A 19,601-nucleotide genomic window follows, 5' to 3' on the forward strand; every position below is an offset into this window, starting at 1 on the left:
AAAAAACGGACTCCGGAGAATTCTTCAGAAGTCCTATTAAAAAAGCCGGTTCGGATATAATACCCGAACCGGCTTTCGCATCGTTTCTCTCTTTTTCATGAACATGACTTAATAGTGACAGATTACGGGGATTCCGGAATAAACAAGACCATATAAAGCCTTTGCCTTATCCGGTGGAAGGTTGATACAACCATGGCTTCCCTTTGTCTGATAGATATCTCCACCAAACCTGCTTCTCCAGTTTGCGTCATGAAGACCGATCCCTCCGTTAAACGGCATCCAGTAATTCACATGGCTTTCATATTCGTAGGTGCCATCCGCTTGTCTCTTTCCCCGCAGGATTCGATCTGTCTCCTTATTGTAAAGGGTGTAAATACCCTCCGGAGTTGTGTACTTTTTAGAAACATTTCCTGTGACACACGGAGAATCCCAAACCAGAACACCACCTTTATACATATAAACATGCTGGGCCGCCATATCTACCTCCACATAATCCCCGCCCCAGGCATTGCTCCGGTTAGCCACTGTCTGAACATACTTCGGTTCTCTTTTCTGGCTTTGCCCGGATTGTATGATAGCAGCCAGTGCAGCGGTTTCTCCTGCCTGATCTATCTTCTGACCATAGGAACCTGGAAGAAGACGAGCTTTACCATCTGTAACACGAAATGCCCGTTCCTTGCCTACAGTATCATACTTGTCCGCCAGAGCCTTTATGTAAGCCGAAGTCTTGTCTCCTCTTACGTTGATCACTTCTCCCGTCATCCCCGATATCCAGGAACAGATTTCCTCTCCTTTTAAAACCTCCGACTGGTCTCCTAAGGTATAGGTGATTTCCATTTCCCTGACACGGTTGAGAGCATCCCGCTGGGCGATCAATCCGGTATCCATTGAGGTGACGGTTACGGTGTCATAACAGCCTGATTCCTCAATATTTATTTGGGGAAGTACTTCATTTAATGCAGCCTTGACGGTTGCTTCCAGTTTTTCTAGGTTTACGCTGTTCCCCTGTACTTCCGGCAGGATGGCAAAGGGGACTCCCTGCTGCCAGTCAGAAATCCGGGCATTCGTTGTAGCCATAATACCCTCACCGCTTATACATGAAAGAGAATTCAGCTTTTCCTTTAACTTCCCTTCGTCATAACTGACTGCTCCCTTTTGGCTATAGGTATTATCAGCTGCAGGGCCAGTCACCCGCCCAGAAGCGTTCTGCTCTTCTAAAACCGTCTTAAGCCCTTCCGCAAAAACTACCTGATAGCCGATATCAGGACCGTTTATGACCTCTGTCACCTCTCCCTTCTCCTTGATGGAAAGGCGATATTCCCTGCCATAAAAGCCTTCTATTTGTATCTTCGCTTCCTCGACTGTCATTCCTCCCACAGAAACTCCGTTTATTTTGGTTCCCGGGACAAATTTAGTAGTGTCATCTGCCAGTGCAGTCGTCGTCCCTGCAAACATCAATATGACTGCCAGAAGGACACCCTTTCTCATCGTACCTGCATGACTTCCTTTTCTGCTCATTTACCATGAATCCTTTACTAAATATTTGGAAATTAATTCCACAATTTCTAGGTTATCACTATTTTAATAGAATCACAAGAAAAATCATTCCCCAATTTTCTCCACCCTGGAGTACAGCAGTACACCGCCTATGGTGATCAGGCCTCCGATAATTTGTAAAAGTGCCGGAAGCTCAGCAAAAAGGAACACCGCAAATATGGCCGCAACCACCGGCTCACAGAGCTTGGATGCCGATACAAAAGAGGGAGACAGGAATTTTAAGCACCAGCTGAAAATACTGTGTCCAAGAAGGGTAGAGAATACCGCCAGAAGAAGCCCTACCACCACAGAACTCATCCCATAACCATGGAAAGGAATTCCGGCCGCTACCGTAGATATGCAAAGCACCAATGCACAGAAGAAATAGACAATATAGGTGTAAGATATTGTCGACATTCCTTTTCTCACTTCCCGGCCGATCAGGGTATAGACGGCAGAGAAAATTGCCGCTGCCAGGGCAAGCCCGTCTCCGGACAAATGATCCCCTCCTGCCGAATAATCTGAAAGAGCTATAAGCAGACTGCCGAATACGGTAATGGCAATGCTTATAAGGGCAGTTTTTCCAATCCTTCCTTTTAAGAACACGACAAATCCCAAAGCCACCCAGATGACCTCCGTACAGACGATTGCCGTCGAGCTTGCCACAGAAGTCTGCTTTAACGATTCAAACCATGACGTAAAATGAAGAGCCAGAAATATTCCACTCACTGCACATAATGCAATGGTCTTCCCATTCGTTTGTTTCAGCTCCGCCCTGACCTGGGCTTTTCCAAATACCACCGGTGTCATAAGCCCCACCGTCCACAAAAGCCGGTAAGCAGCCGTAACCACGGAGGGTGCATCGGAATATTTGACAAAAATCGCAGAAAGGGATATTCCTATGACACCGATTGCGATCATGATCATGGGATGCTTTTCAAGAACTTTCATTTTTCTTCTCCTTTGTTATCCTGTATCAATATATGCCTCCTGATTATAGCATCACTTCCGGTATTGTCAAAGCATTATAAGGAAATAGAGAAAATCCATGTTTGCTGATCCATATCATTTTTATCATGTTATTTCGATTGTCCATTAGGGTTCATTGTTGTATTCTGTTGATTATTAGGGTTTTTCAACTCTATTCATGCATAATTACTTATATTTCTACATCCATCTATTATATATCACTCATCATTCGTCACGTAAAAGGCTTACTGGGCCTTCCGTTTAAATATGGAGATGATCCACCTTGTACTCCCATAGCTTTGAGCGGCAGGAACAGCGGGCGAGAAAAGGGATAACTTTTTCCTATCAGACTACCATGCCCGTTCTGTCGAAGCCGTCTATGTTAAAGGACGCAAAGAATCCGCAGAGTCTGATTTCTCTGCGGATTCTTATTTATCTCTGATTCTTATTTATCCTTAATTCTTATTTAACCATAATTCTTAGCTTTCCAGATATAAATTCATTGGATAGGACAAGTACTGAACATCGTCAAGCTTTTCAACCGTTACAAACCCTGCAGGAGCATTCAGTATGGTTGGAATGCGGTTTACAATGTCCGCACAGGTATGCTCTACCGTAGCCGGCTTCTTTACAAAGAAGGTAGTGTCCGGCTCTCCAATGATTTTCCAGTCACACATGTCACCGTCATCCGGGCCGTAAACCTTGCCGATGCACTGGGTTTCAATGACCGGTCCCTGGAAGGTTTCCGTAGTTACAACCGCACTCATGCCAATGCAGTTTCCCTTGGGGATCGTAGCTCCCAGAGTTTCGGAATATAAGTCTTTATCATAAAAGTAAGGAACGCACTTCTGTGTCTGGGATTTGATGGTCCAACCCATCTTATTGCACAGCGCTTCGTTGGAATTCCATACGTAGGATGGCTCCAAAGTGGTTGGATGGGCAATTTTTTCTTCGAATTCCTCAGGAGTAAGGCCTGCGCCGTGAGCCTCGGCAAGAGCCAGTCCGTAGTCTTCCACGTTATAGCTGACTGCCCCCTCTATGCGGTCGATCCGATGTACACCGCCTGCCACACAGCCAATCATATTGATCCAGTAAATATCCTGCATTCCTGCTCCAACGATGGTACATCCGTTTTCTTTTGCCAGCCGGTCCAGACGGTTGGTAATGGCGGATGCAGTGGTCCATGGATAAATGGCTTCCTCACAGGTCGTCACCACATTGATTCCTCTGGAAACACATCTCTCGAAATGAGGGTATACATCATCCATAAAGCTGAACAGGGTCACGACGGCGATGTCTGCATCGCACTCGTCAAGAACCGCATCTGCGTCGCTTCGGATGGGAACACCGATTTTAAATCCAAGGCCGACAAATTCACCTACATCCATGCCTACCACATCAGGGTTCACATCAATGGCGCCTACAATTTCTGCGCCCTTTTCATATAAATATCTTAGAATATACTTTGCCATTTTTCCGCAGCCATACTGTACCACACGGATTTTTTCATTATTCATCGTCGTCGTCATCCTTTCTATATAAGAACCTGTTATGGAGCCAAGCTCCTGATGCATTTATTATAAAGGTTATAGATGGTATCAGGTCAATGGAGCATAATCACCAAATATCATGACATACGGACCGGTACCTGAAGGCGCAGAAACATACCTCTTTCCTTATAGTCAAGAGGCATCTCAACAATGACTTCGCAGATGTAATCTCCGATTACCGTGTAGTGATTCTCTTCTATGGTCGCCAGCAGACGGTCAATATATTCTTTTTCTTTAGAAAATCGGTCACAGTATATGCAAAGATAGGAATTGGCCGGTATGACGGTAATCAGTTCTTCCTCAACGTATTCCTGGTCAACGAACACGAACACCTGGGTGGAATACAGGTTTCGCTTCATAAAATTCTCCCGCTTTAATATGGTCCCTGCATTGGCAAAGTAAAAAGGAGATATCTTACGGGCTCCCATATCTTCCTTTAAGCTTCGTAAAAGACGTTCGTATTCAGCGATCTCGTAGTCATAAAAATTAGTTTTCGTCTCTTTTACATACATCCGGCGTTTTTGTATGTACTCCATAACAATGGCACCATCGGGAGGAGCCGCTTCATAGCGGTCATAGCTGTCAAGAGTCCGTTCAATGGCGCGCTTTTGAAGATTAAGTTCCACTATTTTCTGGTCAATGGCATCCCTGTTCTCCCTGAGCAGCTGTTTTACCCGCCCCATATCCCACTTTTTCATGTGAATCCGGATCTCCTTTAAGGGCATCCCTAAGGCTTTCATGTACCTGATCATGTCAAGCTGGGCGCTTTGGCGAATGTCATAGTAGCGGTATCCGGTGTTTTCATCCCTGTCTACGGGAGAAAACAGACCTTCCCGGTCGTAAAGTCTCAGGGTCTGCTCTGATATGTGATTGATTTTAGCCATTTCTCCGATCGTCATTTTTTTAACATCAAAATTTGTCAATTTTATCATATTCATCAATCTCCGTAGTCAATCATGATGGTTTCTCTCTTTATTATACAAAATTAACTTGATACTTACAATAAGGTTTTTGATATTTTCTTCACATAGTTTAAGCAAAAAAAGCGTGCTGAAAATATGAGTCTGCGAGGCCGTCCGCAGCAGACTATTTTTAAGGCGCAAAAAATCCGCAGAGTCTTATTTCTCTGCGGATTTTCATTTATCCTTAATTCTTAGCTTTCCGGATATAATGCATTGGATCGGAAAACTCTCTGTTACAAGATCACAGCTGACTGTAATTGATTAATTCGACCGAATATTTTTGCAGCATATCTTTTGTCTTTCTGCTGACCAGGAAATCCAGTTCTGCAAGGCGCTGCAAATTATAAGAGGAGGATTGAAGCAGATATGAGTCCACATAAGCCGGGTGGCTCATCAGTTCTACATATGGCCTGGAAGAGATATCATCCATATGTTCATATACATAAGACAGGCCCGGTTCCCCATGGTACGTGCGGAATTGTATAAAATCCACGTGGGGAAAGCCTGATATATCGTGGTTTCTAAGAGGCAGCCGGTATTTTTCAGCGAGTGTCCTGGCCACAGCAGCCATAACAGGATTGCTGTCTGTTGTAAATAAGTGGGAATCCAGATGGGTCGGTCTTTTCCCCATTACCTCCACAAACCGTTGGTATTGCGCCTCCAGCTCATTAAGGATATCTTCCGGCAGATAATTGTGGGAGGTGGATAGATTTCGTGGCTTAATAAAAGACCCGTCTTCTCCGGTCAGGGTTCTTCCTTTGGTAAGGGGCTGCCCAAGGGCGATGTTTAAGTGCAGGCCGACTCCCAGTGAAGGACATTCTTTTGACAGGCCGGCAGCGTGCCGGAAGCCTGGAGTATTGGTTAATAGTGTAGTGGATGTAAGTACCCCTTGCAGATGAGCATCTATGATCCCATAATTGACAGCCCGGCTATAACCGAAGTCATCTGCATTTATAATCATTTTACACATAGATACAATCCTTTCTATCAGGTAAGTTGGGGCCAATAACCTTTGTTTTCTTCCATCAGGCGGTCAAGGATCTTTCTCGCTTTCTTGGCGTCTGTGACGGTACGGTTTAACGTCAGCGCCTGCAATGCTTTTGTGTAACTGCCTTCAAAATAAGCTTCACAGGTCAGGCGTTCGTAGGCGTACTGGTTTTCCAGCAATGCTTTATAAAAAACAGAGACAGGTCCGGTATGGAATGGTTTAGGCCCGCGGCTGCCCAGCAGGCAGGTCACTTCCACGACTGCATCATCCGGCAGGTTCTCAATGATTCCTTCATTTTTAACCATTATAATATAGTACGCGTTTTTATTTAAGTATATAGCTTCCGCTATGGAAAGGATCATATCACCGTGAGCCTCATTTTTTACTACATGGATCCCTTCCAGACTGTTTTGACTGACTGCTCGGCGGCATTCGGAAAACACCTGTTTTTCACGGCCATCCATGACCTCGTTTGCTCTGGTATAATCCGGGTTTAACTTGGATGCCTTGTACTCTGGATAGATATAGTATTGGAGGTAGGTGGAAGGCACATACTCATCAAAATCTTGAACCATATCCTGAACCAGTGCATAAGTATCCAGCCAGGAAGGATCGCGCTCAGCGGCATCGGCAGGCAGAAACCCCTTATCCTTTATCCGCTCCTTTAGATGGGGCAGCAAATCCTGACCGTTCTGATTGTAAAGATGGGTAAACCATCCAAAATGGTTGAGTCCAAAATAGGTAGGTTCCAGGGATTCAGCCGGCACATCAAGCAGCTTGGCGAAAGAATGTATCAGGTTGATTGGTTGGTCACAGATATTGAGAATCCTTTTGTCATCAGGAAACTCCCGCTGCAGGCCGTAGGCTACGATGGCGGCTGGATTGGTATAATTCAGGATCCATGCATTCTGACTGTGTTTACGCACATCCTTTACAATTTCGATCATGTCTTTTAAGGAACGGATCCCGTAGGCAAAACCGCCGGGACCGCAGGTTTCCTGACCTAGCACTCCGTATTCCATGGGGATTTTTTCATCCTTTTCCCGCATATGATATCCGCCTGTACGGATCTGGACCATAACAAAATCGACGGAGTCATAGGCCACATTTTTGCTTGTTGTGTAAGTGACTTTTACATTAGGCGCGTGCAGTCGGAATAGCAGCTGTGCATATTCTCCAATAGGAGCCTGACGTTCTGCATTCATATCATAAAGAACCAGCTCTGTGACCGGGAGAGTATCCATGTGGCGGATAAATGCATTCAATATTCCGGGGGTCCATGTGGAACCGCCTCCCACGATCGTAATTTTTAACTTATGTTTCATTCTATTTAATCCTTTCCTGTATGCTTCGTGTGATACAATGCTTTCACATCTCTTGCAATGCTTTCAACCTTCAACCCGTAGATGACCTGTATTTGATTGGCAGAAGGACAGACAATGCCTGTTGCACCGGTTGACTTTAAATTGTGCTCCTGTACTAGGGACATATCCTTGATGGTAACACGCAGTCTGGTAAAGCAGTTGTTGATTTCACCGATGTTTTCTCTGCCGCCTAAGTATTCCAGTATCTGTTCCGCCAGCTTTGTACCGCTTCCGGAATTTACAAGTGCTGTTTTTTCGTCTTCTGTATCCGTCACTTCATTTCTTCCGGGAGTTGAAATATTAAACTTTCGGATCAGGTAGGTAAAGCCGTAGTAGTAGATAGCTGCCATACCGATGCCGATCAGTACCACAAGGTACCACTTGCTCTGTGCACCCCGGAAGATACCGAAAATCGTAAAATCAATCAGTCCTGCCTGAACGCCCCCAACACTGGAATGGAGCATAGCAGCCGTCATATAACCGATCCCTGTCATGATTACATGGAACAGGAAGAGCACCGGTGAGATAAACATAAAGGAAAATTCCAGCGGCTCTGTAACTCCCGTAAGGATTGAAGCAGTAACGCTTGCGGAAAGCAGTGCCTTAACTCTTTTTTTGTTCTGATCATCCGCAGACCGGTACATTGCGAAGGCAGCAGCCGGAAGGCCGAAGATAACGATAAGGGAGTGCCCCTGTCCTACGTAGCGCGCGCCCATCTGAAATACATCATTTGGGACCCGGCTGTTTGACGCAATGGCAGTATTAAAAATATTTAATGCACCCATAACAGTCTGACCATCTATGTCTGCTGTTCCGCCTACCGGTGTAAAGCGTACCACCTGGTTAAGAATATGATGAAGGCCGGTGGGGATCAAAAGCCTGTTGGCTGCACCGTATACAAATGGTCCGAATACGCCAATGGAGTTGATCCAGTTTCCAATCAGTCCGATGAATGTGTTAAAGAACGGCCAGATGAAGTAAGATGCGATTCCTGCCAGCGGAATGGTGATAATGGTAATCAGCGGGACAAAACGTTTTCCACCGAAAAAATTAACGGCACTTGGAAGTGTGATCGTGTAGAACCGGTTATGCAAAGCGTTTACAAGAAGTCCTACCAGAATGCCTCCGAATACATTCATGCGGAGTGTGAAATATCCCAGCATGGTCTCATACTTAGCATTTACAATGGTTGCATCCACCTGTGACATCCCCTGTTCCATAAGCTTAGTGATGCTGGTGGATTCAGCGGTAATGCCTTTCAGTCCCAGAATGTAATTTAACGTGTAATGAAATACAAGGAAGCCCAGGACAGCGGAAAATGCCGCGGTCGGTTTTTCATCCTTTGCCATGCCTATGGCGATAGACATACAGAAAAACAAAGGCAGGTTTCCAAATACCAGTCCAGCCAGCTTACGGATAAAACCAATAAAATTCTGGACGTAAACAAGATTCGCAAAAGTTTCCCCTACAATTGCGCTGTTCTGCATTGCTGCTGCAAGACCGCTGAATATACCGGCGACTGCTATCGTAGAAATGGGCAGAAGCAGCGATTTTCCAAATTTTTGCCAAAACTCTTTCATTTAAGACCCTCCGTCTCCTTAATGTAATGATTTCAATACCGGTATGAAATTATAGCTTTATAATAAAGGATTAATTTTGATTTACAAGTGTTTGGAAGTATATTATTATTTATATACGAAAAGTATAAATAAACACAAAATGTGTAATATTTCACATCATGAGAAAAAGGCTCCGGAGGGTGTATGATGAATTTTTTTGACCAACTGTCAAACAGGGGAATAAAGCTGAATCCTACAGAAGAAAGAATTGTAAATTATTTGCTGGAACATTACGGCATTTTACAAGATTTAAAAATTGCCAAGGTGGCGGAAGAATTATATCTTTCACCCAACTCCATTGTCAGGCTTTGTAAAAAGCTGGGCTATCACGGGTTCAGTGAGTTGAAATACCAGATCATACATGACCGGAAACAGTACGGAATAGAGGCCGCTGAGCAGCAGACCTCTGTTATGGACAGCTTAAAACAGACACTGGCCATTAATTCCCGGCAGAACATTGAGAAAACTGCAAGGCTGATTTATGAAAGCCGCCAGGTGATATTTTTTGCACTGGGCCTTTCCAGGATCGTGGCTTTGGATCTGGCTAAAAAGCTTGAACATTTGAATAAGATCATTATTGTCCCTGATGACCGCGATAACTGCATCTTGTATGCCAATAATCTGACACCAGGACAGATCGCTTTTTTCATCAGTTATTCCGGAAGCACGGATATCATATGCAAGCTCTCCTACATTGCCCAGACCAGGGGAGTTCCTATCGTTACGCTTACAGGAATGAGTCAGAACCCGATTTCCGGCAGCAGTGTGGTAAGCCTGTATGCCTATTTTAGGAAACTGAACTTCAGGGATGCCGATATTACATCACGGATTGGTTTTTACCTGGTGACGGAATTGATTCTGGAAGAATATATGAAGCTTTTTCGTTTGGAACAGCAGTTAGAGGATGAAATAGATTAAGAAACAGATTAAAATATACAAATCAGTTAATTACTATGTATATAAAAGGATACCAAGTGCTTGAAACACTCATTCACAATAAAGCTATTGATATTTTTTTCACATGATTCAAACAAAAAACAGCGGGCTTTTAAAAGCCCGCATACAATCAAATCCCTTCCAAATGCTTTAAAATCTCCCTCTTATATTCCAGAAATTCCTTAGAAATATTAAAATCCTTATTCCGTGGTTTGGGTTCCTTTATGATGATTTCCTTTGTAATTCTGCCGGGAGATCCCGTCAGCATACAGATGCGGTCTGATAAAAGAATGGCCTCATCAATATCATGGGTAATAAAAAGGGTGGAAAGATGAATGTCATCCATCACCTTTAGATACCATTCATGCACCCCACGCTTGGTCATCATGTCAAGAGCGGAAAATGGCTCGTCAAGAAGCGCGATGCGGTTGGAGAACAGATACGTCCTTAAAAGGGCTGCCCTCTGCCTCATACCGCCGGATAGCTGGGAAGGGTACTGTTTCTCCGTCCCCTCCAGTCCAAACTGCTTGAAATATTCTCCCGCCTTTTTCCTGGCCTCTGCTTTCTTCATGCCCTTAATAAGAAGGGGAAGGGCCACATTGTCCACGATGGTGCGGTATGGAAGCAAAAGGTCCTTTTGCAGCATATAGCTGACAGCCCCCGGTTTTCCGGTAATTTCTTCACCATTCAGATACACATGTCCATCATCCGGCAGTGATAGACCTGCAATGATATGAAACAGTGTGGTCTTTCCTCCTCCGCTGACTCCAAGAAGTGATACCAGCTCCCCTTCCTTAAGCTCTAAGGATACGCCTTTTAAGACCGTCTTTTCATCAAAGGATTTTGTAATGCCTTCCACCTTTAAGTGTGTCATGGTTCCTCCTTTATGTTTGCAGGCTTACCTGCATCTGACGAATGCTGCAAAAGTCAAATCCACTAAACTTACTGAGGCAGATAATCATTTGAAAATCCGGCATTTTCCGGAATCTCAGGATTTGAAAGACCATTCTCATTCAGCCAGCCATAAAACCTGTTCCACCGTTCCGGATCTATATATCCCCACGCTTTCGCATCCGCCTGATATTTATCCGCCAGATATTTCTGGCTTTCCATCACCAGCTTTTCATCAAGCTCCGGTGCTGCCTTAAGTAAGATACCGGCTGCCTCCTCCGGGTCTTTTTCTGCATCCTCATATCCTTTGCTCACAGCCCTTAAAAAAGCTCTGGCTGTCTCAGGTTCCTGCTTTAGGAAATCATTTCCTGCAATAATGACCGGCGTGTAATAATCAAACGCCGGATTTAAATCTGCAAATGCAAAGTAATCCGTATCAAGGCCTTCTACTTCCATTTTGACGCCTGCCCATGCATAAAAGATCCAGATGGCATCCACTGATTTTGATTTTAATGCGGAAACCTCATCAGTAACAGTGCTGGGTATCAGCTGCACTTTGGAAAAGTCGCCTCCACCGTCTACTACCACGTCTTTTACCATGGCCTTTTCCACCGGAATATCCCAGGTGGCATATTTCTTTCCTTCCATTCCCTTTGGAGATGCCATCCCCTCGCCTTTTCTGGAAATTATACCGGAGGTGTTATGCTGGATGACCGCTGCCACTGCCGTTATGGGAAGGGCATTTTCCCCTGCCAGAGCCGGAGCCATGGAGTCCTGAAAGGACATTCCAAACTGGGCCTTTCCGGAGGCCACCAGTACTGCCGCTCCATCCTCCGGAGGCTGAACGATTTCTACCTCAAGCCCTTCAGCTTTAAAATACCCCTTTTCCTCAGCCACATAAAGTCCGGTATGGTTGGTATTGGGAGTCCAGTCCAGAACAAATGTTACTTTTTTTAAATCCGATGAATTCGTATTTGCTGCCTGTTTCCCGGTCCCCCCGCAGGCAGTGAGAATTGCGGCAGCCGCTGCCGCCATTAAGATTGCCAAACCTGTTTTTTTCATATATTCCTCCAATTGTGTCATATCACTGATTATTCCATGGCATGCATTTTTTAGAAAGCACGTCCACCCCTTTCATAAGAAGAAGGCTGATGGCCGATATTAGAAAAATGACCGCAAACATCTTATCAAAGGCAAAGGATTTTTTCACCCGGGTCATGTATACACCCAGTCCGCCAAAGCCTCCCAGCCATTCGGAGATGACCGCCCCGACCACGGCATAGGAAACCGAGATCCGAAGACTTGCAAAAAACTGTCCCATGGCTCCGGGAAGCTTGATATAGCGAAATATTTTGACTCTCCCGGCTCCCATGGATTTTAAAAGGTTCACCGCATCCGGATTCACTGACTTAAAACCGGTAAGCATGCCCACGGTAATGGGAAAAAAGGTGGTTAAGACAATTAGGATCACCTTAGGAGCCATTCCGTAGCCAAACCACAATACCAGAAGAGGGGCAATGGCTACCGTTGGAACGGTCTGTGTAAGAACGATAAGCGGATAAAAAGCCCGGTAAAGTCCTTCAAAATGATCCATGATCACAGCGATCACAAATCCGGTTGCCACCCCCAGGAAAAGCCCGGTAAACGCCTCGGCAAGGGTGATGCCCGCATTGACTGCCAGTATCGGAAATTCCGTGGCTAATGCCCTTCCGACACTGATGGGCGAAGGGAGCAGAAAGCGGTCCACAAGACCGAAAGAACTGATCCCCTGCCACAAAACCAGAAGCGAAATAACCGCAGAGCAGGACCAAAGCTTACTTGTGATGCTTTGTGACTTTCTTTTCAATGGTTAGTACCTCCCCTTCCGGCCGGTAGGTGACTTTGATATAAGCGGCAACAGAGGGAGCACCTGCCCTTATGGCAATGTGCTGGCATTCTTTAACAATGTCCATCAGTTCATCATAATCCCCTTCAATGGCTGTTTCAAAAGGCCCTACATAATAGTTCAGTCCTGTACTCTTAATATAATCGATCACCTGGTCAACAATACGGATCAGTTCCTCATCATTCTTTGCCTCAGGCAATGTTTGGATCGCTACGCTTGCATTCATGTCTTTTCTCTCCTTTTATCATTAATAGAAATCAAAAACCCGCCCGGATATCCGGGCGGGTGAACAGGCTTAGCCTGAAAGCTTCCTACGCTGGCATTATCCAGATCAGGTTACAGGGTTTAAAGCAATGCTGCCTTATCTCAGCCGGACTTCCTCCAGCACCCCTTTTAATTTTCATTGCAAGTATACAACGGTACGGTCAGAAAGTCAAGCGCCCCCAATGCTTTAATGCCAGGGCCCCGATCACCGGATCGTACATTATTCCCAAATTCTTTTCAATTTCTTTATAACAGTGCTTCAAAGAATAAGCACTCCGGTACCCCCGGTCTGAGGTCATGGTATCGATGGAATCACAGATGGCTATGATCCTGGCTCCCAGAGGAATCTCCTCCCCCTTTAAGCCTTCCGGATACCCGTTTCCGTCAAAACGTTCATGATGGTACAGGACAATATCTTTCAGCTCCTTTAAATGACGGGATTTGCTTAAAATATCAGCTCCTATCCTTGGGTGCTTTTTCATACACTCCCACTCAGCCTCGGAAAGCTTATCCGGTTTATTTAACACAGAGTCCGGAACTCCGATCTTTCCAATGTCATGAAGGTGGGCAGCTATATGTATTTTTTCTATCTCATCTTTATCAAGCTCCAATAACTCCGAAAGGGTCAGCGCCATATCGCTCACCCTTTGGGAATGCCCTGCGGTATAGGGATCTTTGGCATCCAATGCACTCACTATGCACTCGATGATTTCATGATAATCAATGCCACCTGTGCATAACTTAAATTCTGATCCTCTATTCATAGGTTCCTAAACCCGTTCCTTTAGTTGGTTATCGTCAACTTCATATCAAATATCAGATGCAGTCTGCGTTTTCACATTCACAGGGTCTGACAATGATGGAGGATATTTTCTGACCGTCCAAGTATCCGCATGCGGCAAGGCCGGCCTGAACCACTGAGTTCCAGTTCTTTGCAGAAAGCTGATAGGTGGTCTCATCGTCTAAAACTACAGTACATGCCTCCTCCATGGGGCAGGTTTCCGAATAAACGACCTTATACATGTTCTTTCTGCTGATGGCTCCGATCTCCTCCAGGATATTGACCATCCGGTAGACGGTCGCAGCGCCGATCGTTTCGTCAACGCCTGATGCCTTATAATAAATCTCCTTGCAGCTGGAGCATTCATGCTCCAATATGATATCTAACAGCGTACTTCGCTGCTTTGTGATTCTGCAGCCCTTTTCCTTCAGCTTTTCAATGATCAGCTCTTTCTGCATTCTCGTCCTGTGATAGCTTCTGGAATCAGGCGTTTTTCTTTTCTCATTGATGTTCGTTAATTTCTCCATTTGCGCGCCTCCGCTTCCTTCTTCCAGCTGCCGCCTCTCTTAATGGCAATGGCCTCCGCAATGTTTACAATCTCCGCCGCACTGAATGGATTTTCCGTTCTTTTTGTCAATGATCATGCTTCTTACCGCCAATGACACCAGCCCGGCAACAACGATAAAAACAACCAGTGTTCCCATAAAGTACCTCCTTATATTTTGAGCCTGCAGATAAGGTGCAGGCTCTCATGGGGCAAGCCTATTTTGCTCCTGCCACTTTGTTTAAATGAATGTTTGATGCCTTTAGTTCCTTTGACGGCCTTACCAGCAGGTAAATGAATCCTGCAATCAGGGCAAAGGCAACAATAGTAAAGATTCCAAAAGTTCCTGTGAGAACCAGGGATCCAATCTGGAAAACGCAGAGGGATACTACATAAGCCAGAAGTGTCTGATATCCGACGGCAAACCAGAACCATCTGATATTGTTCATCTCTCTTTTGATGGCTCCCATAGCAGCAAAGCATGGGGCACAAAGAAGATTGAATATCAGAAAGGAATAAGCTGCCAAAGGAGTCATGCTGCTTGCAAGCGTTCCCCAGATTTCAGATCCATCTTCTGCAACTTCCGCAAAACCGAAGAGGATACCGAACGTACCAACTACGTTTTCTTTTGCAATCAGTCCGGTGATGGCTGCAACCGCAGATTTCCAGTCACCCCAGCCAAGAGGTGCGAAGATCCAGCTAATTGTGCCTCCAACTGCCGCAAGAATGCTGTGATCAAGTTCCAAAGCGTCTAACATCCTGAACTGGCCGTCAACCCAGCCGAAGTAGGAAGTAAACCAAACAAAGATAGTTGCTAAAAGAATAATGGTACCTGCTTTTTTAATAAAGGACCAGCCGCGTTCCCACATACTTCTTAAAATATTTCCAACGGTAGGCATATGGTAAGCCGGAAGCTCCATAACAAAAGGTGCCGGATCTCCTGCAAACATTTTTGTCTTCTTTAAAATAATTCCTGAGCAAACGATGGCTGCTATTCCTACAAAGTAAGCACTTGGAGCCACCCATGCTGCTCCGCCAAACAATGCACCTGCAATCAAAGCGATGATGGGAAGCTTTGCCCCGCAGGGAATAAAGGTAGTGGTCATGATCGTCATCTTACGGTCACGGTCATTTTCAATGGTACGGGAAGCCATAATTCCAGGCACACCGCAGCCGCTTCCGATTAACATCGGGATAAAAGACTTGCCGGAAAGACCAAACCGGCGGAAAATACGGTCCATGATGAAAGCAACTCTCGCCATGTAGCCGCAGGCCTCCAAAAACGCAAGGAAGATGAAAAGCACCAGCATCTGAGGTACGAAACCAAGAACAGCGCCGACACCGGCTACAATTCCGTCAAGAATCAGTCCCTGCAGCCAATCTGCACAGCCTACAGCAGTTAAAACGCCTTCTATAACAACCGGCACACCGGGAACTTCCAGGCCAAAGAAACTAAAGCCCTCTCCGAATACGCCGTCATTGGCCCAATCAGTAGCCCAGGTTCCAACGGTTGTTACAGAAACATAATATACAAGAAACATAACCAGCGCAAAGATAGGCAGAGCCAGGAAGCGGTTTGTTACGATCCTGTCGATCTTATCAGAAATTGTCAGCTTTTCTACTTTATTACGGGTAAAACACTCATGGATAATGGATGAAATATAAACATAACGCTCATTGGTGATGATGCTCTCGGTGTCGTCATCCATTTCTTTTTCGATCCGGGTGATTTCTTCGGATACATCCGGCACATGCTTCATCTGGGTCTGGATCTTATTATCTTTTTCTAAAAGCTTGATGGCAAAGAAGCGCTTCTGCTCTTCCGGAATCTCATTCCCCAGCTTATCTTCGATAGAATCCAGAACAGACTCGACTTCTGGTGCGAATTTATGGACCGGAACCGTATTGTTTTTCAGATTAGCCAGGGCTACGGCCTTTTTTGCTGCTTCCTGGATGCCGGTTCCCTTTAATGCGGAAATCTCCACGACGTCACAGCCCAGCTTCTGGCTCAACTTTTGGATATGTATCTTGTCTCCGTTTTTCTCAACAATATCCATCATGTTGACGGCCATGATCACCGGAATCCCCAGTTCCATAAGCTGTGTGGACAAGTATAAATTTCGCTCAATATTGGTTCCGTCTACGATGTTCAAAATCGCATCCGGACGGTCAGTGATCAGATAATTTCTCGCTACCACCTCTTCCAGGGTATAGGGAGAAAGTGAATAAATGCCGGGAAGGTCCATGATGATCACATCCTTATGGCCTTTCAGCTTTCCTTCTTTCTTCTCTACTGTTACGCCCGGCCAGTTCCCCACAAACTGATTGGATCCCGTAAGCGCGTTAAACAGTGTTGTCTTTCCGCAGTTTGGATTACCTGCTAATGCAATCTTAATTGACATACTCTACCTCTTTCTGCCTGTCAGCACCTGATTTATCAGATATTAGTCTAAACTAACTTATTTGCAAAAATTACTCTACAAGAATCATTTCCGCATCCGCTTTCCGCAGGGATAATTCATATCCTCTTACCGTCACTTCAACCGGATCCCCAAGGGGAGCAACTTTTCTCACGTAAATGTCAACACCTTTTGTGATTCCCATATCCATGATCCGCCTCTTGACCGGTCCTTCCCCGGTAAGCTTTGTTACCTTAACTGTTTTTCCGCATGGAATTTCCTTTAATGTCATTGTCTTCCTCCCTCTCTATTCCACCAGAATCTTATTGGCCATATCTTTGCCGATAGCCACTCTGGAATCCTTAACATTCACAATCATATTTCCGCCCATTTCAGAAACAACCGTCACAACTCCTCCGGACACAAAGCCCAGATTCTCTAAAAAGCGTCTTGTTTCCTCCTTACCGCCTACCTTGCGGATCACATTCGGTTCGCCTGTTCTCACCATTGTCAGAGGCATCATCCATCATCTTCTTTCTTTTTCATATTGCCCTTGTATTTGGGACAGGGGCCAGTTCCCCAATGCGGGACGTAAAGGTGTATCTATGAAATGTTTTTTAATATTATTAATGAGAATCATTCCCATTACGCAATAGTTAGTATACACTAACGCAGGGCAGTTGTCAAGATTTTTGTAAAATCTTTTTGTCCATCATAAAAGAAAAGCTGCAGCAAAATAACAAAACCATTTTGCTGCAGCTCCTCTTATATTGTTTTACCAGATTTTCACTCGCTTTTGGGGCGCCACGTACATGGCATCTCCCTCCTTTATTTCCGGATAAGCTTTATAAAAAGCGTCGGTAGCGCTAAGCACTGCATTAACCCTCACCTTAGCTGGAGAATGAACATCCGTGTTTAGCCTCCTGATCATGCTCTCCGGCGTATATTTCGCTGCCCATATGGTTGCAAACTGCTCAAAAACCAGTTTTAGGCTCTCTGCATCATCACCCACAATGGAGGTGATGCAGGCCATGGAGCCGAGATCCGCGATATTCTCATTTAAAGTCTGTGTTCCGTTTACGTGACGTCCTTTATAACCTTCCTGCCCTTCATAGTAGGCCACCACCTGGTCCGCCAGCTGCCGGAATTTGGCTCTGTCCTCATTGGTCCACCATACATGATAATTTCCATTTTCGTCATAAAGAGAACCGGAGGAATCAAAGGCATGGCTGACTTCATGGGCAATGACCGTTCCGATCCCTCCCAGATTTGACGCATAATCCTTGTCAGCATCATAGAAAGGAGCCTGCAATATGGCGGCCGGGAATACGATTTCATTTCCAGTAGGGTTATAATAGGCATTCACCGTCTGAGGCGTCATGCCCCATTCCGCTTTATCCACCGGTTTACGGACCTTTTCCCTGTTCACAGCATTTTGAGCCTTTGTGAGGGAAATGACATTATTGATTAAGTTCCCCCCTTTTTCAACTGGTGTAATGGTGGCTTTTACATAATCATTGGGCCATTTATCCGGATATCCGATCTTAAGGGTCATGTTATCCAGTTTTTTAATTGCAGCTGACTTTGTTTCTTCTCCCATCCAGTCAAGGCCCATAATCTGCTTTTTATAATTCTCAAGGATATGGCGTACCATCTCTTCAATGGCCGTCTTATCTTCTTTCGAAAAACGCTTTTCCACATATAGCCTGCCGAACTCAAACCCAAGCATATTCTGGGTCCTTTCACTGGCCAGCTTCTGGTCTGTCTTTCTTTCCTTAATTCCATTCTGGGTATTATTCCAGTCCTGATAATTATCTCTGATTTCAGGAGTAAGATATGGTGCAAAATCATTCACCAGGCAGAATATGGAATAATTCTTTAAAACAGGGAGATGATTGTTTGTCAGGTACTTACCGATTTTTTCCATCTGCGTCTTCTGGGTTACTATTAAGGTATCAACATCGGTCAGTCCGGCTGACGAAAGATAAGAGTCGGCTGCCCCTTCCGGAAGCAAACCCTTTATATCCTTCATGGAATAGGGGTTGTATATGATATCAGGGTCATTTTGCTGGCTTAAGGGAAGGGCACCTGCGGCCAGATCCTTCTGGAGTGCCATGAGATCAGCAGCAGCCTTCTCTGCCTCCACACGGCTCATGCCCGTATATTCCAGGGTACTTCTAATATAATCCTGGTACTGGTCCATCAGTTTTGCCTGGGTCTTATCCTCAAGCGTTTCCTTTCCCGGCCCCAGGTCCGCCCCATCCACATACAGGGCGTACCGGCTGGAATCCTTCATATCTTCCATCCACTGTACCGTAAGAATGCTGTTTACTCCAAGATCACCATAGATGTTTCCTACTGCTTTTAGATATTCATCAATGTCCGAGGCATTCCTTAATTTATCCAGATAGGGCTTAAGCTGACCAAATCCCGCTTTTTCCCGCCCTTTCATATCCAGGGCTGTTAAATACAAGTCCGCAATTTTCTGCTCCAGGGAACCTGGCTTTGCCTGTTTCCGGTTTTTTACAGCGTCTTCCAATACCCCTTCAAGAACATCATAGGAGTCCTTTTCCAGCTGATAAAAATAACTCCATCCGCTGGAATCCTTTGGTATTTCCACCTGGTCCAGAATTTGCTGGTCCACATAATCATAATAGTCATCCTCCAGCCGCACGGCCTCTGACTCATCCGCTGCAGCACTTCCCGCTTCTCCCTGAACGTTAACCGGCTGGGCTGCTGTCTGCTCCGGAGGTGTCTCCATCTTCTTCCGGCACCCGGTCAGGAGAAGAGACAGCATAAGAACGGCTGCCAGACAGAACTTGATCCTGTTTTTCATATTGTACCTCACTTCTTTCTACAGGTTTTTTTGCACTAAAAAGGAAGTGGATCTCTCCACTTCCTTATAAGTTCTAT

Annotated in this window: 19 protein-coding genes and 1 riboswitch; of the genes, 1 reads left to right on the forward strand and 18 read right to left on the reverse strand. The window is 45.3% G+C overall.

The window, feature by feature from the left end; genetic code table 11:
* Window positions 1–108 precede the first annotated feature (108 nt).
* From H171_RS14310 to H171_RS14340, 7 genes are all read right to left on the reverse strand, one after another.
* Window positions 109–1,518 (reverse strand): L,D-transpeptidase family protein, encoded by a 1,410-nt coding sequence (locus tag H171_RS14310; protein WP_100305754.1) that lies wholly within the window; start codon window positions 1,516–1,518, stop codon window positions 109–111.
* Window positions 1,519–1,602: 84 nt separating this feature from the next.
* Window positions 1,603–2,487: a DMT family transporter gene (locus tag H171_RS14315; protein WP_100305755.1), complete on the reverse strand. Its 885-nt coding sequence runs from the start codon at window positions 2,485–2,487 to the stop codon at window positions 1,603–1,605.
* Between the two features lie 497 nt (window positions 2,488–2,984).
* Window positions 2,985–4,022, reverse strand: a complete 1,038-nt coding sequence (locus H171_RS14320; protein ID WP_100305756.1) for an NAD(P)H-dependent amine dehydrogenase family protein — start codon at window positions 4,020–4,022, stop codon at window positions 2,985–2,987.
* 110 nt (window positions 4,023–4,132) lie between these two features.
* Window positions 4,133–4,987 carry a MerR family transcriptional regulator gene (locus H171_RS14325; protein ID WP_100305757.1) on the reverse strand — a complete coding sequence of 285 codons (855 nt, stop codon included), beginning with the start codon at window positions 4,985–4,987 and terminating at the stop codon, window positions 4,133–4,135.
* A 271-nt stretch (window positions 4,988–5,258) separates the two neighbouring features.
* Window positions 5,259–5,987 (reverse strand): ChbG/HpnK family deacetylase, encoded by a 729-nt coding sequence (locus H171_RS14330; protein WP_100305758.1) that lies wholly within the window; start codon window positions 5,985–5,987, stop codon window positions 5,259–5,261.
* 17 nt (window positions 5,988–6,004) lie between these two features.
* Window positions 6,005–7,330, reverse strand: coding sequence for a family 4 glycosyl hydrolase (locus H171_RS14335; RefSeq protein ID WP_100305759.1), 1,326 nt, complete (start codon window positions 7,328–7,330; stop codon window positions 6,005–6,007).
* A 5-nt stretch (window positions 7,331–7,335) separates the two neighbouring features.
* Window positions 7,336–8,949, reverse strand: a complete 1,614-nt coding sequence (locus H171_RS14340) for a PTS transporter subunit EIIC (protein ID WP_100305760.1) — start codon at window positions 8,947–8,949, stop codon at window positions 7,336–7,338.
* A gap of 183 nt (window positions 8,950–9,132) precedes the next feature.
* Between H171_RS14340 and H171_RS14345 the strand changes: the two genes are divergently transcribed.
* Window positions 9,133–9,906 (forward strand): MurR/RpiR family transcriptional regulator, encoded by a 774-nt coding sequence (locus H171_RS14345; protein WP_100305761.1) that lies wholly within the window; start codon window positions 9,133–9,135, stop codon window positions 9,904–9,906.
* A gap of 148 nt (window positions 9,907–10,054) precedes the next feature.
* Here H171_RS14345 and H171_RS14350 read toward each other — a convergent pair whose 3' ends face one another.
* The 11 genes from H171_RS14350 to H171_RS14400 form a co-directional block, all read right to left on the reverse strand.
* Complete coding sequence (locus tag H171_RS14350) at window positions 10,055–10,798, reverse strand: ABC transporter ATP-binding protein (RefSeq protein WP_100305762.1); 744 nt, start codon at window positions 10,796–10,798, stop codon at window positions 10,055–10,057.
* A 68-nt stretch (window positions 10,799–10,866) separates the two neighbouring features.
* Window positions 10,867–11,877: an ABC transporter substrate-binding protein gene (locus H171_RS14355; RefSeq protein WP_100305763.1), complete on the reverse strand. Its 1,011-nt coding sequence runs from the start codon at window positions 11,875–11,877 to the stop codon at window positions 10,867–10,869.
* Window positions 11,878–11,899: 22 nt separating this feature from the next.
* Window positions 11,900–12,661: an ABC transporter permease gene (locus H171_RS14360; RefSeq protein ID WP_100305764.1), complete on the reverse strand. Its 762-nt coding sequence runs from the start codon at window positions 12,659–12,661 to the stop codon at window positions 11,900–11,902.
* Window positions 12,630–12,926, reverse strand: coding sequence for a thiamine-binding protein (locus H171_RS14365; protein WP_025231669.1), 297 nt, complete (start codon window positions 12,924–12,926; stop codon window positions 12,630–12,632). The genes H171_RS14360 and H171_RS14365 overlap by 32 nt, the downstream gene beginning before the upstream one ends.
* A gap of 63 nt (window positions 12,927–12,989) precedes the next feature.
* A riboswitch (TPP riboswitch) is annotated at window positions 12,990–13,102 on the reverse strand.
* 23 nt (window positions 13,103–13,125) lie between these two features.
* Complete coding sequence (locus tag H171_RS14370) at window positions 13,126–13,728, reverse strand: HD-GYP domain-containing protein (RefSeq protein WP_100305765.1); 603 nt, start codon at window positions 13,726–13,728, stop codon at window positions 13,126–13,128.
* 52 nt (window positions 13,729–13,780) lie between these two features.
* Window positions 13,781–14,272, reverse strand: a complete 492-nt coding sequence (locus H171_RS14375) for a transcriptional repressor (RefSeq protein ID WP_100305766.1) — start codon at window positions 14,270–14,272, stop codon at window positions 13,781–13,783.
* 39 nt (window positions 14,273–14,311) lie between these two features.
* Window positions 14,312–14,449 (reverse strand): FeoB-associated Cys-rich membrane protein, encoded by a 138-nt coding sequence (locus H171_RS14380; RefSeq protein WP_100305767.1) that lies wholly within the window; start codon window positions 14,447–14,449, stop codon window positions 14,312–14,314.
* 58 nt (window positions 14,450–14,507) lie between these two features.
* Window positions 14,508–16,691, reverse strand: a complete 2,184-nt coding sequence (gene feoB, locus H171_RS14385) for a ferrous iron transport protein B (protein ID WP_100305768.1) — start codon at window positions 16,689–16,691, stop codon at window positions 14,508–14,510.
* A gap of 70 nt (window positions 16,692–16,761) precedes the next feature.
* Entirely contained in the window at window positions 16,762–16,980 is a 219-nt protein-coding gene (locus H171_RS14390) for a FeoA family protein (RefSeq protein ID WP_100305769.1), read from the reverse strand.
* 15 nt (window positions 16,981–16,995) lie between these two features.
* Window positions 16,996–17,211, reverse strand: a complete 216-nt coding sequence (locus H171_RS14395) for a FeoA family protein (RefSeq protein WP_025231665.1) — start codon at window positions 17,209–17,211, stop codon at window positions 16,996–16,998.
* 252 nt (window positions 17,212–17,463) lie between these two features.
* Window positions 17,464–19,524: a M13 family metallopeptidase gene (locus H171_RS14400; protein ID WP_100305770.1), complete on the reverse strand. Its 2,061-nt coding sequence runs from the start codon at window positions 19,522–19,524 to the stop codon at window positions 17,464–17,466.
* Window positions 19,525–19,601: the final 77 nt, after the last annotated feature.

The organism is [Clostridium] celerecrescens 18A, from assembly GCF_002797975.1.
Classification (GTDB): domain Bacteria; phylum Bacillota; class Clostridia; order Lachnospirales; family Lachnospiraceae; genus Lacrimispora; species Lacrimispora celerecrescens.

Bases quoted from the DNA above. Each gene is read 5' to 3' on its own strand.
- H171_RS14380 (WP_100305767.1), bottom strand. From the start codon at position 14,449: ATGGGAACACTGGTTGTTTTTATCGTTGTTGCCGGGCTGGTGTCATTG.
- H171_RS14320 (WP_100305756.1), bottom strand. From the start codon at position 4,022: ATGAATAATGAAAAAATCCGTGTGGTACAGTATGGCTGCGGAAAAATG.
- H171_RS14395 (WP_025231665.1), bottom strand. From the start codon at position 17,211: ATGATGCCTCTGACAATGGTGAGAACAGGCGAACCGAATGTGATCCGC.
- H171_RS14315 (WP_100305755.1), bottom strand. From the start codon at position 2,487: ATGAAAGTTCTTGAAAAGCATCCCATGATCATGATCGCAATCGGTGTC.
- H171_RS14310 (WP_100305754.1), bottom strand. From the start codon at position 1,518: ATGAGCAGAAAAGGAAGTCATGCAGGTACGATGAGAAAGGGTGTCCTT.
- H171_RS14325 (WP_100305757.1), bottom strand. From the start codon at position 4,987: ATGATAAAATTGACAAATTTTGATGTTAAAAAAATGACGATCGGAGAA.
- H171_RS14375 (WP_100305766.1), bottom strand. From the start codon at position 14,272: ATGGAGAAATTAACGAACATCAATGAGAAAAGAAAAACGCCTGATTCC.
- H171_RS14370 (WP_100305765.1), bottom strand. From the start codon at position 13,728: ATGAATAGAGGATCAGAATTTAAGTTATGCACAGGTGGCATTGATTAT.
- H171_RS14330 (WP_100305758.1), bottom strand. From the start codon at position 5,987: ATGTGTAAAATGATTATAAATGCAGATGACTTCGGTTATAGCCGGGCT.
- H171_RS14365 (WP_025231669.1), bottom strand. From the start codon at position 12,926: ATGAATGCAAGCGTAGCGATCCAAACATTGCCTGAGGCAAAGAATGAT.
- H171_RS14335 (WP_100305759.1), bottom strand. From the start codon at position 7,330: ATGAAACATAAGTTAAAAATTACGATCGTGGGAGGCGGTTCCACATGG.
- feoB (WP_100305768.1), bottom strand. From the start codon at position 16,691: ATGTCAATTAAGATTGCATTAGCAGGTAATCCAAACTGCGGAAAGACA.
- H171_RS14390 (WP_100305769.1), bottom strand. From the start codon at position 16,980: ATGACATTAAAGGAAATTCCATGCGGAAAAACAGTTAAGGTAACAAAG.
- H171_RS14350 (WP_100305762.1), bottom strand. From the start codon at position 10,798: ATGACACACTTAAAGGTGGAAGGCATTACAAAATCCTTTGATGAAAAG.
- H171_RS14400 (WP_100305770.1), bottom strand. From the start codon at position 19,524: ATGAAAAACAGGATCAAGTTCTGTCTGGCAGCCGTTCTTATGCTGTCT.
- H171_RS14345 (WP_100305761.1), top strand. From the start codon at position 9,133: ATGATGAATTTTTTTGACCAACTGTCAAACAGGGGAATAAAGCTGAAT.
- H171_RS14340 (WP_100305760.1), bottom strand. From the start codon at position 8,949: ATGAAAGAGTTTTGGCAAAAATTTGGAAAATCGCTGCTTCTGCCCATT.
- H171_RS14355 (WP_100305763.1), bottom strand. From the start codon at position 11,877: ATGAAAAAAACAGGTTTGGCAATCTTAATGGCGGCAGCGGCTGCCGCA.